This is a genomic window from Variovorax sp. AC103 (assembly GCF_979254005.1).
Genome location: NZ_CEEDFC010000006.1, coordinates 97693 through 112384, shown reverse-complemented (window position 1 = coordinate 112384; position 14692 = coordinate 97693). Strand labels below are relative to the sequence as shown.

General features: G+C 68.6%; 12 protein-coding genes and 1 riboswitch. Of the genes, 4 read left to right on the top strand and 8 right to left on the bottom strand.

Annotated features, from left to right (window positions below; genetic code table 11):
* The first annotated feature begins 16 nt into the window (after positions 1–16).
* The gene (locus AC0IYU_RS10995; RefSeq protein ID WP_472116417.1) at positions 17–1459 is read left to right on the top strand and encodes a TPM domain-containing protein; all 1443 of its coding nucleotides are present in this window, start codon (positions 17–19) and stop codon (positions 1457–1459) included.
* A gap of 18 nt (positions 1460–1477) precedes the next feature.
* Here AC0IYU_RS10995 and AC0IYU_RS10990 read toward each other — a convergent pair whose 3' ends face one another.
* Entirely contained in the window at positions 1478–2371 is an 894-nt protein-coding gene (locus tag AC0IYU_RS10990; RefSeq protein WP_472116414.1) for a LysR family transcriptional regulator, read from the bottom strand.
* A gap of 307 nt (positions 2372–2678) precedes the next feature.
* Between AC0IYU_RS10990 and AC0IYU_RS10985 the strand changes: the two genes are divergently transcribed.
* Both AC0IYU_RS10985 and AC0IYU_RS10980 read left to right on the top strand, forming a co-directional pair.
* Positions 2679–3359 carry a FadR/GntR family transcriptional regulator gene (locus tag AC0IYU_RS10985; protein ID WP_472116411.1) on the top strand — a complete coding sequence of 227 codons (681 nt, stop codon included), beginning with the start codon at positions 2679–2681 and terminating at the stop codon, positions 3357–3359.
* Positions 3356–4603: a CynX/NimT family MFS transporter gene (locus AC0IYU_RS10980; protein WP_472116408.1), complete on the top strand. Its 1248-nt coding sequence runs from the start codon at positions 3356–3358 to the stop codon at positions 4601–4603. Before AC0IYU_RS10985 ends, AC0IYU_RS10980 begins: the two co-directional genes overlap by 4 nt.
* 39 nt (positions 4604–4642) lie before the next feature.
* Here the strand turns inward: AC0IYU_RS10980 and AC0IYU_RS10975 are convergent, their stop codons facing one another.
* The 7 genes from AC0IYU_RS10975 to AC0IYU_RS10945 all read right to left on the bottom strand — a co-directional run bounded on the left by AC0IYU_RS10975 (position 4643) and on the right by AC0IYU_RS10945 (position 13907).
* On the bottom strand, positions 4643–5827 hold the full coding sequence (locus AC0IYU_RS10975) for a M20 aminoacylase family protein (RefSeq protein ID WP_472116405.1): 1185 nt from the start codon (positions 5825–5827) through the stop codon (positions 4643–4645).
* Between the two features lie 41 nt (positions 5828–5868).
* Entirely contained in the window at positions 5869–7371 is a 1503-nt protein-coding gene (locus AC0IYU_RS10970) for a M81 family metallopeptidase (RefSeq protein WP_472116402.1), read from the bottom strand.
* Between the two features lie 54 nt (positions 7372–7425).
* Positions 7426–9042, bottom strand: a complete 1617-nt coding sequence (locus AC0IYU_RS10965) for a dipeptide ABC transporter ATP-binding protein (protein ID WP_472116399.1) — start codon at positions 9040–9042, stop codon at positions 7426–7428.
* Positions 9043–9162: 120 nt separating this feature from the next.
* Positions 9163–10113, bottom strand: a complete 951-nt coding sequence (locus AC0IYU_RS10960) for an ABC transporter permease (RefSeq protein ID WP_472116396.1) — start codon at positions 10111–10113, stop codon at positions 9163–9165.
* A gap of 28 nt (positions 10114–10141) precedes the next feature.
* The gene (locus AC0IYU_RS10955; protein WP_472116394.1) at positions 10142–11083 is read right to left on the bottom strand and encodes an ABC transporter permease; all 942 of its coding nucleotides are present in this window, start codon (positions 11081–11083) and stop codon (positions 10142–10144) included.
* A 23-nt stretch (positions 11084–11106) separates the two neighbouring features.
* On the bottom strand, positions 11107–12699 hold the full coding sequence (locus AC0IYU_RS10950) for an ABC transporter substrate-binding protein (protein WP_472116391.1): 1593 nt from the start codon (positions 12697–12699) through the stop codon (positions 11107–11109).
* A gap of 142 nt (positions 12700–12841) precedes the next feature.
* Positions 12842–12965, bottom strand: a riboswitch (glycine riboswitch).
* Positions 12966–13058: 93 nt separating this feature from the next.
* Positions 13059–13907, bottom strand: coding sequence for a hypothetical protein (locus AC0IYU_RS10945; RefSeq protein ID WP_472116388.1), 849 nt, complete (start codon positions 13905–13907; stop codon positions 13059–13061).
* A gap of 95 nt (positions 13908–14002) precedes the next feature.
* On the opposite strand from AC0IYU_RS10945, the gene AC0IYU_RS10940 reads away from it, so the two are divergent.
* Positions 14003–14638, top strand: a complete 636-nt coding sequence (locus AC0IYU_RS10940; protein WP_472116385.1) for an ABC transporter ATP-binding protein — start codon at positions 14003–14005, stop codon at positions 14636–14638.
* Positions 14639–14692: the final 54 nt, after the last annotated feature.

Genomic DNA, 14692 nt, shown 5'->3' with positions numbered 1-14692 from the left:
AGGGAGAGATACGCGAATGAATGCTCGTCGATGGCCGGCAACGGCACTGGTGTCGCTTTCCCTGTGCCTGGCGCTGCTGGTTTGGGCCGTGCCCGCGCAGGCCAGGCAGGTGCCGGTGCCCGCGATGAAGTCGCGCGTGGTCGACCTCACGAGCACGCTGAAGGCGGACGAAGCCGATGCGGTGCGCGGCGACATCGCCACCCTCGAATCCGACACCCGGGCGCAGCTGGCGGTGCTGATCGTGCCGACCACGGGCGAAGACACCATCGAGCAGTACGCCACCCGCGTGTTCGCGCAATGGAAGCTCGGGCGCAAGGGCGAGGACGACGGCGTGCTGCTGCTGGTGGCGCTGAAGGACCGAAAGATGCGCATCGAGGTGGGCGCCGGGCTGGAAGGCACGGTCACCGACATCCAGGCCGCGCGCATCATCGACCGCGAGATGACACCGCGCTTTCGCAACGGCGACTTCGCCGGCGGCGTGCAGGCTGCGGTGCAGGCGCTGTCGCAGCTGATCAACCCGCAGACGCTCGCGCCGCCCATCGACGCCAGCGGGCAGTTGCCGATCGAGGTCACATCAGACAGCGCACCCGAGCCGGCCTCGCGCGGCGCGCACGTCACGGACGAAGGCTGGGCGCTGTTCGGCGTGCTGGCCTGGAGCCTGGTCGTGGGCGTCTGGTACGGACGCGGCGTGGCCGGCAACGCACGCGGCCGCGCGGCGCTGCAGCAGGCGCCCCGCAAGCGCAAGGGCAAGCTCCAGGGCAAGGCCCGGCGCCCCGAGCTGCTGGCCGAAGCCGTCGCGTCGGTCGCGCCCGAGGCGCCCAGGCGCAAGCCCAGCTGGCGCGTGGCGCTGCTCCTGCTGGGGGCCGGCGCGGTGGGCGGCGCCGCGGCGCTGGCCAGCCCCATGATGGCGGCGTTCCTGGCCATGCCGGCCCTGGTGGCCTGCGGCATCGGCTACGCCTGCGGGCGTTCGCGCGCGGTGAGTTATGTGCTGGGAGGCATCGCGCTCGCGATCGCGGGGCTGGTCGTCCTGGCGTTCGCGCTCGGCGCGGAGCGGTTCTGGTGGGGCTTTCTGTGGGCCATGGGCATCGGCGGCGTCGGCCTGTTCGCCACGGTCATCGTGGTGTGCATGCGCAACACCTGGCAGCGCAGCGTGCTCGGCTTCACGGTGCGCCTGCTGGTCGTGGGGGGCATCTGTGTCTTCATGGTGTCGACGACACACCCGGGCCCGGTGCCCGACGAGACCTGGATTCCCGCGGCGCTCGCGACCTTCATCGCGCTGCTGTTCGCTTTTCTGCCTTACGGCGGGGGCAGCGGTGGCGGCAGCGACGACGGCGACAGCGGCTGGAGCCGCAGTTCTTCGTCGTCGTCCTCTTCTTCGTCTTCTTCGTCTTCTTCCAGTTCGTCCTCGTCGTCCGGCGGCGGCTCCAGCAGCGGCGGCGGCGCCTCGGGGAGCTGGTAGCTCCGGGGCGTCAGCGCGTCAGGACGCCCGGAACACACCCAGCACGTAGTCGACGAAGGTCTTGATCTTGGGCGAGTTGCGCCGCGCGGGCAGGTAGACCAGGTTGATCTCCTGCGGCTTGAGCTGGAGCGCGGGCAGCACCGGCACCAGCAGGCCGGCGCCGACCTGCGGCTGCGCCAGCGACACCGGCAGCAGCGCGATGCCGCGCGCCGACAAGGCCAGCTGCAGGGTCAGCTCCAGGTCGTCCGACTGGCACACGCTGTCCACGCAAACGCGGTGGGTCCGCTCGAGGGTCGCGAGATGCACCTCCCGCTTGCGCCCCTCGGCTTCCGCCGACAGGAAAGCGTGCGGGGCCAGGTCGGCCAGGTTTTCGAGCGGGGCGTGCGGCGCCAGGTAGCCCGGCGCGGCGCACAGCATGAGCGGCTCGTTCTTCAGGTGGCGCGCCACCAGCTCGTCGCAGCCTTCGCGCCCGCGCCGGATGGCCACGTCGGCTTCGTCGCGCACCAGGTCCGCGCGGTCGTTGCCGGTTTCGACCACCACGTCGAGCTGCGGGTGGGCGCGCATGAAATCGGGCAAGTGGCTCGTCAGCAGTTCGCGGCCGTAGTAGTGCGGCACGGCGATGCGCAACCGGCCGGTGACGGTGCCTCCGCCCGCGGACAGGTCCAGCATCACGTCGTCGAGGATGGTCAGCACGTGCTGGGCGGCCACCAGGAACTGCCGCCCCTCTTCGGTCAGGGCGAAGCGGGCGGCGCCGCGGTGCAGCAACTGGTGCCCCACCGTGGCTTCCAGCCGCTGCAGTTGGCGCGACGCGGAGGCCTTGGGCACGTTCAGAACGTCGGCCGCCGGGGTCAGTCCGCCAAGCTGGACGGCCTTGGTGAAGAGCCGCACGTCCGACAAAGAAAAGTCCTTCATTTCAACTTCTGGGGAAAACCGTTTTTTTCTGCTTTTGGGTTGTTCGGAAGGCGTGACGCGTCTGCGAGTGACCTTTAGTTTCATTTTCAGCCACTCAAGCAATAATTAGTAACAATTGCTGAACGTTTCCTCGAATCCGGAAAAAGTTCACTTTTTGATGACATATCTTTGAACCCAACTTGCGCAATCCTGCGAACAAGGGTCTGCACCTCTGTTGCGTCAATGCACGGGCCACCACCGCACCCCTGGCCCGGGCTTTCCATTGGCGGCAGAATTCGTCCAATCATTGAATGAATAGGCCCTCTCGATGCTCGCCCAAGCTCCCCGTACCTCCCTGGCAGATACCGCCGCCGACAGCATCAGGGCGGAAATCTCCGCCGGACGCTGGACGGTCGGCTCGCGCATTCCCATCGAGCCGCAGCTCGCGCAATTGCTGGGCGTGAGCCGCGGCACGGTGCGCGAAGCGGTCAAGACGCTGGTCTCGCGCGGGCTGCTCGAAGTGCGCCAGGGCTCGGGCACCTACGTGCGCTCGGGTTTCGACCCCTCCTCCAGCCTGCAGAAGATGCGCCTGGCCAGCCTGCGCGACCAGTTCGAGGTGCGCCGCGCGCTCGAGGTGGAAGCCGCGCGGCTCGCCGCCGTGCGCCACACCGCGCGCGACCTGCGCCGCCTGCATGCCCTGCTCGACAAGCGCGGCGTGCCCGAGCCGGGCGACGACGGCGCATCGTTCATCGAGCGCGACCTGGCCTTTCACCTGGCCATCGTCGACGTCTCCGGCAACCTGGCGCTGGCCGAGACCTGCCGCTTCATCACGGGCTACATCAAGGAAACCATCGCCAGCACCATGGGCACGGTGCTGCCCGAGCCCGACGAGGCCGCGCACCGCGCCGTCGTCGAAGGCATTGCCAGCCGCGACCCCGACGCGGCGGCCGCGGCGGTGCGCGCGTTCATGGCGCCGATGATCAACGCACTGTCGCTGGGCACGCCATGAACTCGGCCACCATCTCTTCTTCGGCTTCTACCGCCACCGCCGCGCCGGCACATGGCCCCCAGGGCCTGGCGCGCCGCATCCTGCTCGGCGCCAGCGTGGTGCTGATCGCCTTCAACCTGCGCCCCGTGTTCGCCAGCCTGTCGGTGGTGCTGCCGGAGATCATCCAGGCCACCGGCCTCTCGGCCACCGCCGCGAGCCTGCTGACCACGCTGCCGATCCTCTGCCTGGGCGTGTTCGCGCCGCTGGCTCCGGGCCTGGGCCGTCGCTTCGGCACCGAGCGCACGCTGCTCGGGTGCATGGTGCTGATCCTGGTGGGCACGCTGCTGCGCGGCACCGGCAACATCCCGCTGCTGTTCCTGGCCTCGGCCATCGCCGGCAGCGGCATCGCCGTGTCGAACGTGCTGCTGTCGGGCCTGGTGAAGCGCGACTTCGCCAGGCAGGCCGCGCTGATGATGGGCCTGTACACCATGGCCGTATGCGGCGGCGCCGCCAGCGCGGCCGGGCTCACGGTGCCCATCGAGCATGCGCTGGACGGCGGCTGGACCACCGCGCTGGCCATGTGGGCGCTGCCGGCCGCGCTGGTCACGCTGATCTGGGCGCCCCAGGCGCTGGCACGCAGGCCGGTGGCCAGCGAATCGGGCTTCACCGTGCGCGGCCTGTGGCGCGACCGGCTGGCCTGGCAGGTCACCTTCTTCATGGGCCTGCAGTCCGCGCTCGCCTACATCGTGATGGGCTGGCTCGCGCCGATCCTGCGCGAGCGCGGGCTGGGCAGCGAGACCGCGGGCTACGTGGTGTCGCTGTCGGTCATGACGCAGGTCGTCACCTGCCTGGTGGTGCCGGCGCTGGCCGTGAAGCTGCGCAACCAGCGCGGCCTGTCGGTGGTGCTGGCGGCGCTCACGGTGACGGCCATGCTCGCGATGCTGTTCGCGCCGCTCGGCGGGGTGTGGGCCTGGGCCGTGCTGCTGGGCATCGCCCAGGGCGGCACCTTTGCGCTGGCGCTCACCATGATCGTGCTGCGCTCGCCCGACTCGCACGTGGCCGCGCACCTGTCGGGCATGGCGCAGGGCGTGGGCTACATGGTGGCGGCCTTCGGCCCGCTGCTGGCCGGGCTGCTGCACGGCTGGACGGGGAGCTTTCGCGCCTCGTCGTGGCTGTTCATCGGCCTGGGCATCGCGCTGGTCGTCGCGGGCCTGGGCGCAGGCCGCACGATGCACGTGGGCACGACGACCGTGCCCCGGCACTGAAGCGGCCCCCGCAGGGCTGCGGCCCGGCCCTTTCCCCCTTTACTGCAGGTACGTTTCGGCCAGCAGCGCCCAGTAGGCCGCGCCGATCGGCAGGTTGCCGTCGTTGAAGTCGTAGCCCGGGTTGTGCACCATGCAGCCGCCGTGCTCGCCCGGCGCGCCGTTGCCGATGAACAGGTAGCAGCCGGGCTTTTTCTCCAGCATGAACGCGAAGTCCTCGCTGCCCGTGACGGCCGGGCCCTGCGGCTCCACGTGCGCCTCGCCCACCAGCGCGTAGCCGACGCGGCGCGCGAACTCGGTTTCCTCCGGCGTGTTCACCAGCACCGCGTAGCCCTTGCGGTAGTCGATGTGCGCCTTCACGCCGAAGCTCTCGGCCTGCGCGTTCACGATGGCCTTCAGGCGCTTCTCGAGCAGCACGCGCACCTCGCGGTTCAGCGAGCGCACGCTGATCTCCAGCGTGCAGGTCTCCGGAATCACGTTGTTGGCCTTGCCGGCGTGGATGGCGCCCACGGTGACGATCGACAGCTCCTGCGGATCGGCGTTGCGCGAGACGATGGTCTGCAGCGCCATCACGATGCTCGACGCCGCCACGATCGGGTCGGCCGTGCGGTGCGGCATGGCGCCGTGGCCGCCCACGCCGGTGAGCGTGACGGTGGCGTAGTCCGACGAGGCCATGGCCGCGCCCTCGCGGAACACCAGGTCGCCCTGCCTGCGGCCCGGCGAGTTGTGCATGGCGTACACCGCGTCGCACGGGTACTTCTCGAAGAGGCCGTCGTCCATCATCTTCACGGCGCCGCCCATGCCCTCTTCGGCCGGCTGGAAGATCAGGTTGAGCGTGCCCGAAAACTCGCCGTGCTGCGCCAGGTACTTGGCCGCGCCAAGCAGCATGGCCGTGTGGCCGTCGTGCCCGCAGGCATGCATGATGCCGGGCCGTCCGCTGCGATAGGCCAGGCCCGTCTTCTCCTCGATGGGCAGCGCGTCCATGTCGGCGCGAATGCCCACGGCGCGCGTGCCGTTGCCGCGCTTCAGGCGGCCCACGAGCCCGGTCACGCCCAGGCCGCGCTCGACCTCGTAGCCCCAGGCCGTGAGGCGCTCGGCGACCAGGTCGCTGGTGCCGAACTCCTCGAAGCCGAGCTCGGGGTTCTGGTGGATCTGCTGGCGCACCGTCACGAATTCGGCGGCGTGCTTTCTCATGTACTCGAGGTAGTGCTGTGCGTTCTGGGGCATCGTGTGCTCTGGTTCGGTGGAAGGGAAGACGGGGTGGGTGCTCAGGGCTGCAGCGCCATCGTGGCCGGCAGCCGCGTCCATGGCAGGTCGGCCGGGTCGGCGGCCATCGGGCCCGGCGCCTTGGCCACGAGGATGGTGCTGGCGATGGGCGCGAAGTCGGCGCGAAAGTGCACCGAGCTCTTGTTGACCAGCACCTTCATCGCCTCGGGCTCGATGCCCACATAGCGGAAGAACTCGCGGTCGAGCATCTGGCTCTTGCCGCTGGCCACGGCGATGCGCACGCCGTCGATCTCCAGGCAGGCGCTGGGGCCGAGCGACACCGTGCCGCCGCGCGACATCGGCCCCTTGCCCTGCACCTGGCCGTCGCTGAGCGCGGTCACGGTGAACAGGCCTTCGACCGGCACATCGCTGAACTGGCCACCCCAGGTGGGCACCGAGGTGCCCAGCGCGATGCGGATCTGCGCGCCCACGCCGGCCTCGTGCGCCGCGGCCGCGGCGGCCGGGTCGAACATCAGTCCGAGTGCCACCTTGCCCGGGAAGCGCTTGCCCGCGCCCTCGGCCAGCAGCGCATGCAGCATGCCGGTGGTGTTGCTGTCGGCGCCCGCGCCGGGGTTGTCCTGCGTGTCGGCGATGACCACTGGCTGGCTCGCGCCCTCGGCCAGTTCGAGCGCGCGCGCCACGGCCACGCGAGGCTCCAGCACGTCGAGCCGCCATTGCGAGCGCGGCTGGTCGATGCGCTCGTACAGCGCGGCCACCGCCGCGCCCGCGTCGTCGCCGTAGCCCCACACCACAGGCCCGCATTCGGCGATGTCCGCGGCCGGGAAGCCGGTGGCAAAGCTCAGCACCGCGTCGTGCTTCACGTCGAGTTCCTTCAGCAGCGCGTACACCGATGCAGCCGGCTCGATCATGGTCGACTGCACGTTCAGCGGCAGCAGGAAGCTGAAGCGCCGCGCATGCAGCGGCTCGCGCGAACCGCGCGCCATGCGGCGCTCCAGCAGCGTCGCGGCCAGGCGGCCGGTGTCGGCCATGTCGATGTGCGGGTAGGTGCGGTAGGTGGCCAGCGCATCGGCCTCGGCCAGCATCTGCGCGGTGATGTTGCCGTGCAGGTCCAGGCTCGCGACGATGGGCACGTCGGGGCCCACCAGCGTGCGGATGCGCGCAATCAGTTCGCCTTCAGGGTCTTCGAGGTGCTCGGTCACGGCCGCGCCGTGCAGGTCGAGGTACACCGCGTCGATGCCGCCGTCGGCCAGCGCCGCGGCCAGGTCTTCGGCAATGGCTGCCGAGATGCGCTCGAAGGCGTCTTCGGTCACGTGCGCCGAAGGCGTGGCGCCGGCCCATGCCGAGGGCACCAGCAGCCAGCCCTTCTCGCGCGCCGCGTCGATGAAGCCGCCCACCGGAATGTTGCGCCCCGCATAGGCCTCGACGATGACCGCGCCGCGCCGGTACGGCGGAAAGCTGGAGCCCGCGTTGAACGCAGCCCAGTCGGCCTTGCTGGGGGCGAAGGTGTTGGTCTCGTGCTGGAAACCGGCGATGAAGACTTTCATGGATTCCTTGTCGTGGGATGAAGCGATGAATGAATGAATGACCGGCGCGCGGCTTCAGCTGCGCGCGAAGGCAAAGTCGCGCCCGGGCGCCGCGGCCAGCAGTTTGCGCGTGTAGTCGTGTTGCGGCGCGAAGAACACGTCTTTCACCATGCCGCGCTCCACGATTTCTCCCTGGCTCATGACGAGCACGCTGTCGCAGATCTGGCTGGCCACGCGCAGGTCGTGGGTGATGAACAGAATGCCGATCTTCAGCCGCTGCTGGATCTCGTCGAGCAGCCGCAGGATCTGCGCCTGCACCGACACGTCGAGCGCGGACACCGCCTCGTCGGCGATCAGCACCTTGGGCTCGCAGGCCAGCGCGCGCGCAATGGAGATGCGCTGGCGCTGGCCGCCCGAGAACTCGCTCGGGTAGCGGCGCAGCGCGTCGGGCGACAGGCGCACCAGGTGCATCAGCTCCTCGGCGCGCGCCCAGGCCTGGTCGTGCGGCGTGCCGAAGTTGACCGGCCCTTCGACAATGGAAGCGCCCACGGTCTGGCGCGGGTTGAGCGAGCGGTACGGGTCCTGGAAGATCACCTGCACCGTGCGCCGGAACGGCGACAGCGCACGCCCCGTGGCATGCGCCACCGAGCGGCCGTCGGCAAAGATGTCGCCGGAGGTCGGGTCGATCAGCCGCGCGATGCAGCGCGCCACCGTCGACTTGCCCGAGCCCGACTCGCCGACGATGCCCACGGTTTCGCCGGGGCGCACTTCGAGCGTCACGTCGCGCGCGGCGTTTACCGTGCGGCGCTTGCCCGGCCAGCTGCCGGTGACGTAGGTCTTGCAGATCTTCACCGCGTTGAGCAGCGGGTAGGCATCGGCCACGGGCGGGCGCCGCGGCGCCGAGAGCTCGGGCACCGCGTCGAGCAGCATCTTCGTGTACGGCTCGCGCGGCGCGGTGAGCACCGCCATCTTGTCGCCTTTCTCGATCATGGCGCCCAGCTGCAGCACCACCACCTCGTCGGCGATCTCGGCGACCACGCCGAAGTCGTGCGTGATGAACAGCACGGCCGTGCCGCTCTCGGTCTGCAGCTCCAGGATGAGCCGCAGGATCTCGGCCTGCGTGGTCACGTCGAGCGCGGTGGTCGGCTCGTCGCAGATCAGCAGCGCGGGCTTCAGGATGAGCGCCATCGCGATCACGATGCGCTGGCGCTGGCCGCCCGAGAGCTGGTGCGGGTACGAGGCATAGATGCGCTCGGGCTCGGGCAGCCGCACGCGCGCCATGATGGCCAGGATCTTCTGGCGCCGCTCGGCCGCGCCCATGTGCACGTGCTGCGCGAGCATTTCGTCGATCTGCGCGCCGCAGGTCATCACCGGGTTGAGCGCGGTCATCGGCTCCTGGAACACCATGGCCATCGCGGGACCGCGCAAGGCGCGCAAACGGCCCTGCGGCGCCGCGAGCAGGTTCTCGCCCTGCAACTCGATCACCCCGCGCACGGGCACGAGCCCCGGCGGCAGCAGGCCCATGACCGCATTGGCGATGACCGACTTGCCCGAGCCCGATTCGCCGAGCAGGCAGACGATCTTGCCGGGCGGCACGTCGAAGGAGATGTGCGCGACCGCATGCGCGCGGTCGCCGCCGGGCGGCAACGCAATGGCGAGGTCGCGCACGGAAAGTACTGGCAACTGTGTCATTTGAATTTTCCCGTGCGAGAAACACCGTGGAACCGGCTTTGCCGGGCCACCGGTGTTGCCCCCTGCAAGGGGGTTGGCGAAGCGACACGAAGTGCGCGAAGACTGGGGGTGTTCTTCATACTAGCCTCCCCGCTTGTTGAACTTCGGGTCCAGCGTGTCGCGCAGCCCGTCGCCCAGGATGTTCACCGCCAGCACCGTGAGCGCCAGGAAGATGCCCGGGAACAGCACGTTGTGCGGGAACTGGTTGAACTGCGCACGGCCCTCGGCCATGATGTTCCCCCAGGTCGCCATGTCCGCCGGCAGGCCCACGCCGAGGAACGACAGGATGGCCTCCACCAATATGGCCGAGGCGCACACATAGGTCGCCTGGATGATCAGCGGCGCAATCGCGTTCGGCAGGATGTGGCGCGTGAGGATCTTCCAGGTCGGCGTGTCGAGCGCGATGGCCGCCTCCACATAAGGCTCCTCGCGCACCGTGAGCACCACCGAGCGCACCAGCCGCGCCACGCGCGGAATCTCGGGCACCGCGATGGCCACCACCACGGTGAGCAGCTTGCCGCCGAAGAGCGCCACCAGGCTGATCGCGAACAGGATGCCGGGGATGGCCATGACGCCGTCCATCAGCCGCATGAGCACGCTGTCGATGCGCCGGAAGTAGCCGCCCAGCAGCCCGACGACCATGCCGAACACCATGGCCAGCGCGGCCACCGCGATGCCCACGGTGAGCGACACGCGCGCACCGTACAGCGTGCGGCTCCAGATGTCGCGCCCCAGGCTGTCGGTGCCCATCACGAACAGGTGCTCGAAGGTGTCGCCGGCCAGGCTGTTGAACTCGCCGCGCGTGCCCGGCAACAGGTTCGAGCTGGCGGGGTCGATGGCGGTCGGGTCGATGGTGCCCAGCCACGGCGCGGCCAGCGACATCAGCACGAGCAGCACCAGCACGCTGCCGCCCGCGCGCACCGACCAGTTGGCCAGGATGCGCTTGAGCAGCGAGCGGCGCCTGGGTGGCGGCAGCGCCTCCACGGCGGCATCGGGTGCAACGGGAGCAAGGGAAAGGGATGAATCGGTCATGGTGTTTCTTCGTTGCGGTTCCGTGGCTTCAGTAACGGATACGTGGGTCGAACACCAGGTAGCTCACATCGATCAGCAGATTGATGAGCACGTAGATGACGGAGAAGAACAGCGTGATGCCCTGGATGAGCGGAAAGTCGCGCGACAGCACCGCGTCGACCGTGAGCTGCCCGAGCCCCGGAATGGCGAACACCGTCTCGGTGACCACCACGCCGCCGATCAGCAGCGCAATGCCGATGCCGATCACCGTGACGATGGGAATCGCCGCGTTGGCGAGCGCGTGCCGCATCAGCAGGCGTTTTTCGGAAATGCCCTTGGCGCGTGCGGTGCGGATGTAATCCTCGGTCATGGCCTCGGCCACGGCCGCGCGCGTGACGCGCGCGATCAGCGCCACATAGATGACCGACAGCGTGATCGACGGCAGTATCAGATGCTTGATCCACAAGAGCGGCCCCTGGCTCAGCCGCGCATAGCCCTGCACCGGCAGCCACTGCAGGTGCAGCGCGAAGATCCAGATGAGCACGTAGCCGATCACGAACGCCGGAATGGAAAAGCCCATCACCGAAAAGCCCATGAGCATCCGGTCGAGCCAGCCGCCGTGCCGCCACGCGGCAATCACGCCCAGCGGCACCGCGATGAGGATGGTGACCACCAGCGTCACGGCCGCGAGCGACACGGTGGCCTCGATGCGCTGGCCGATCAGCTCGGTCACCGTCTTCTTCATGAAGTACGACTCGCCCAGGTTGCCCTGCAGCAGTTGCGCGCTCCAGTGAAAGAACTGCACCGGCAGCGACTGGTTGAGCCCCAGCTGCTCGCGCACCTTGGCGATGTTCTCGCTGGTGCCGCTGTCGCCCACGATGGCGGCCGCGGGGTCGCCGGGCGCGAGCCGCAGCATCAGGAACACGATCAGCGCGACGATGACGAGCACCGGCACGGTCGACAGAATGCGGCGTGCAAGAAAGAGCAGCATGGGGCGGGTTCCGTGGCGTTGGCTCAGTTCTTCTTCAGGTTCCAGAACACGCCGACCGGCGAGCGCACGACGCCGCTCACCACACCCTTGCGGTAGGCCGTGAGCGGCTTGTATTCACCGATGGGCGCGTAGATGCCGGTGTCGTACACGCGCTGCTGGATGGCCGTGGCCAGCTCCTTGCGCCTGGGTTCGTCGGCCGTGGCCAGGAACTCGGACTTGAGCTGCTCCAGCTTGTCGTCGGTGGCCCAGCCGAACCAGCCTTTCTCGCCGTTGCCAGTGAGCGGTGCGAAGAACATCGGGTTCATGTTGTCGGCAATGCCCCAGCCGGTGATGAACAGGTTCCAGCCGCCCTTGTCGACCGGGTCTTTCTTGGCGCGGCGCGTGACCAGCGTGGGCCAGTCCATCGACTGCATGTCGACGTTGAAGCCGGCCTGCTTGAGCAGCTGCGCCATCACCGGCGGAAACTTGTTGAGCACCGCAAAGTCGGCCGGGTACATGAGCACGACGGGCTTGCCGTCGTAGCCGGCTTCCTTGAGCAGCGCCTTCGCCTTTTCGAACTGCGGCTTGCCGGCGAAGTAGCCGGTCTTGTCGGAGGCATAGGCCGAGCCGCACGGGTAGATGGAGGCGCAGCTGTTGTAGAGCTCCTTGTGCACCAGTTGCGCACGCATCAGCGCTTCCTGGTTGATGGCCATGAACGCGGCCTGCGCGATCTTGGGGTTGTCGAAGGGCGGAATGAAGTGGTTCAGGTGCAGCGCGAACGAGCCCTTGGCCACCGGGCTGTCGAGCGTGATGGCCGGGTTGTTCTTCAGCGCGGTGTACTGCTCGGAGGGCACCCACTCGATCATGTCGACCTCGCCGTTGGCCAGTGCGTTGGCCTGTGTCTGCGCGTCCTTCAGGATGATCCATTCCATGCGGTCGACGTACACGTTCTTGCCGCCCGCGGTGCCCGAGGGCGCCTCGGTGCGCGGCACGTACCTGGTGTTCTTCAGGTAGACGATCTTCTCGCCGGGGCGGTACTCGTCCTTCTTGAAGATGTAGGGACCGGAGCCGGTGGCGTCGTCGATCTGCTTGTCGGCGGGCGTGGCCGCCACGCGCGCGGGCATGATGAACGGCGGGTTCGACGACGGCTTGCTCAGCGCGTCAAGCACCATGCCGAAGGTGTCCTTGAACACCAGCCTGAAGGTGTTGGCGTCCACGGCCTCGGCCTTGTCGAGCGCGGTGAACATCTTCTGGCCCAGCCCGTCGCGCTGGCCCCAGCGCTTGAGGGATGCAATGACGTCTTCCGAGGTGACGGGCTTGCCGTCATGGAAGGCCAGGCTCTTGCGCAGCGTGAAGGTCCAGGTCTTGCCATCGGGACTGGTCGTGTACTTGTCGACCATCTGCGGATGCACCTTGCCTTGTTCGTCCACGCCGAAGAGCGTGTCGTACACCATGTAGCCGTGGTTGCGCGTGATGAAGGCGGTGGTCCAGATCGGGTCGAGGATCTTCAGGTCGGACTGCGGCACCAGGCGCAGCACCTTGCCGGCATCCTGTGCGAAGGCGGTGGCCGCCGCCGCGGCCAGCAGCGCGCCCACCAACATGGCTTTCACGGCTTTCAGTTGTCGTTTCATCAGCATGGGTCAGTTCTCCGGTTGAAAAAAGGGGACGCGAGCACGTGCGACGCCAGGGAAGACATTCGTCGTGCGGCGTTGCGGGAAGCAGGTCATGAAAGAAAGCGGCTCCGGAAGCGAACAAGGGCACCCCGCGCTCTGTGCGCGGCGTGCCCCTGCTGTCCTTTTGCCTGAGAGATTCACCCTGCGCGCACATCGCACAGGGCTTGCCCCTTCGGCGGCTGCCCTCGGCCCCTGCAAGGGGTCGGTCAGCGCTCTCCAGCGTTAGAAAAAATCCAGTCTTGGGACCTGAGCGTTCTGGGCCATCGCCTTCGGTAATGCACTAACTCGAAGCATCGAGCCGGCATTTCTCCTGGATGAACTTCTCAAAGCAGATTGCGTGCCAAACGCAGCAACGCGCGAGAAGTCTTCGGTGCCTGCTGCGGTCCGCCGCAGAAGTCCGCACGCTCGGTGGTCTTGGCGGTGAAGCGGATGCGCGTGGTGGTGGCGGCGCGCTGCGGCTCGTTCTGCGGCCACTCGCTCTGCAGCCACATGTACTGCCAGTCGTAGGGCGCGCCGGGTCTGGCGGCCTCGCCGTACACGATGCGCAGGCTGCCGTTGCTTTCGTCATGGCAGTGCTTGGAGGTCTTGTACTCCTTCTCGCTGAAGCAGGCGCGGATCATCTTGAAGCACGAGAAGGGAATGCCTTCGTGCAAGGCCTTGCCGCCTTCGAGCGGCACGAAGTCGGCGGTGTCGAACGAGGCGCCGCCGCCCGAGTACATCTCCGACACGGTCTGCAGCACGGCCACGGCCCACTTGCCTTCGGCCAGCGGGTAGAGCGCGGGCGCGAGCGACAGGCGCATGTCGCGCTTGTCGCCGGTGTCGCTCGCGGTGCCGGTGTCTTCTTTCTTGAGGGACTGCGCATAGCCCGAGAAATCGTGCAGGCGGTCGAGCTGCCAGCCCTTCGCGTCGGTGGTGCGCTTCACGCGCGCCATGGCCAGCGGCTCGGCCGAGAGCACCACGTAGTCGGCAGGCGTGGCGCCGCGCGGGCGGTACAGGCCGAGCTGCTGCACGTCGCAGGGCTGCGGCAGCAAGGCGCACAGGCGGGTGCGCCACTGCAGGTCGAGCGCCTCGGGCTTCTTCACCGCGTCGAACACCTGGGCCGACGGCGCGGCGAACACGGGCACGGCGAACAGCGACGCGAGAAGACCGGCGGTGAGCAGCAGCTTTTTCATGGAGCCGAATGGTAGCCATGCCTTGGCGTTCGCGTGCGGCTGCTCGATTGATAGAGTCGGCCCCGACCATGAACCGTTCGTCCCCTTCACCCTCCTTGCCCTCCTTGCCCCCCGTGCTCCGGATCGACGCGCTCGGCTTCGCCTACCCCGGCCAGCCGCCCATCGCCTCGCACTGGACCGCCGCCATCGGCCCCGGCGTCACGCTGCTGCACGGCGACACCGGCAGCGGCAAGTCGGCCCTGCTCCAGGTGATGGCGGGCACGCTGCCCGCCACCGGCCGCCTCACCGCGGCGGACGCCAGCCTGGACACCGCGCCCGAGGCCTACCGCCGCCAGGTGTTCTTCGTAAACCCCTCCACCGACCGTTTCGATCAGGCCACCGTGCACGAATGCACCGCCGCGCTGCGCCAGGGCGACGCGGGCTTCGACGATGCGCGATGGCAGGCGCTGGTCGAAGGTTTTTCCCTGACCCCGCACCTGGCAAAGTCGATGTTCATGCTGTCCACCGGCTCCAAGCGCAAGGTGTGGCTGGCCGCGGCGCTGGCCTCGAGCCGCCCGCTGGTGCTGCTCGACGAGCCGACGGCCGCGCTCGATGCGGGGTCGGTGCGCTGCCTGTGGCGTTCGCTGGGCGAACTGGTGCACACGGAGCCGCACAGGGCCTTCCTGGTCGCCAGCGCCGAGCGCATCGACACCGTGCCGCTGGTGGCCACCATCACCCTGCCGCTGCCCTGAAACCCCATTGACAGAGCCCCCCATGGGGGTGTTAGGCCCCTTGGCGGACCGAAC

What these genes read in the sequence shown, in the direction of transcription:
- AC0IYU_RS10970 (WP_472116402.1), bottom strand. Translation starts at nt 7,371, where the DNA reads ATGAAAGTCTTCATCGCCGGTTTCCAGCACGAGACCAACACCTTCGCC.
- AC0IYU_RS10965 (WP_472116399.1), bottom strand. Translation starts at nt 9,042, where the DNA reads ATGACACAGTTGCCAGTACTTTCCGTGCGCGACCTCGCCATTGCGTTG.
- AC0IYU_RS10995 (WP_472116417.1), top strand. Translation starts at nt 17, where the DNA reads ATGAATGCTCGTCGATGGCCGGCAACGGCACTGGTGTCGCTTTCCCTG.
- AC0IYU_RS10945 (WP_472116388.1), bottom strand. Translation starts at nt 13,907, where the DNA reads ATGAAAAAGCTGCTGCTCACCGCCGGTCTTCTCGCGTCGCTGTTCGCC.
- AC0IYU_RS10990 (WP_472116414.1), bottom strand. Translation starts at nt 2,371, where the DNA reads ATGAAGGACTTTTCTTTGTCGGACGTGCGGCTCTTCACCAAGGCCGTC.
- AC0IYU_RS10985 (WP_472116411.1), top strand. Translation starts at nt 2,679, where the DNA reads ATGCTCGCCCAAGCTCCCCGTACCTCCCTGGCAGATACCGCCGCCGAC.
- AC0IYU_RS10960 (WP_472116396.1), bottom strand. Translation starts at nt 10,113, where the DNA reads ATGACCGATTCATCCCTTTCCCTTGCTCCCGTTGCACCCGATGCCGCC.
- AC0IYU_RS10950 (WP_472116391.1), bottom strand. Translation starts at nt 12,699, where the DNA reads ATGCTGATGAAACGACAACTGAAAGCCGTGAAAGCCATGTTGGTGGGC.
- AC0IYU_RS10955 (WP_472116394.1), bottom strand. Translation starts at nt 11,083, where the DNA reads ATGCTGCTCTTTCTTGCACGCCGCATTCTGTCGACCGTGCCGGTGCTC.
- AC0IYU_RS10975 (WP_472116405.1), bottom strand. Translation starts at nt 5,827, where the DNA reads ATGCCCCAGAACGCACAGCACTACCTCGAGTACATGAGAAAGCACGCC.
- AC0IYU_RS10980 (WP_472116408.1), top strand. Translation starts at nt 3,356, where the DNA reads ATGAACTCGGCCACCATCTCTTCTTCGGCTTCTACCGCCACCGCCGCG.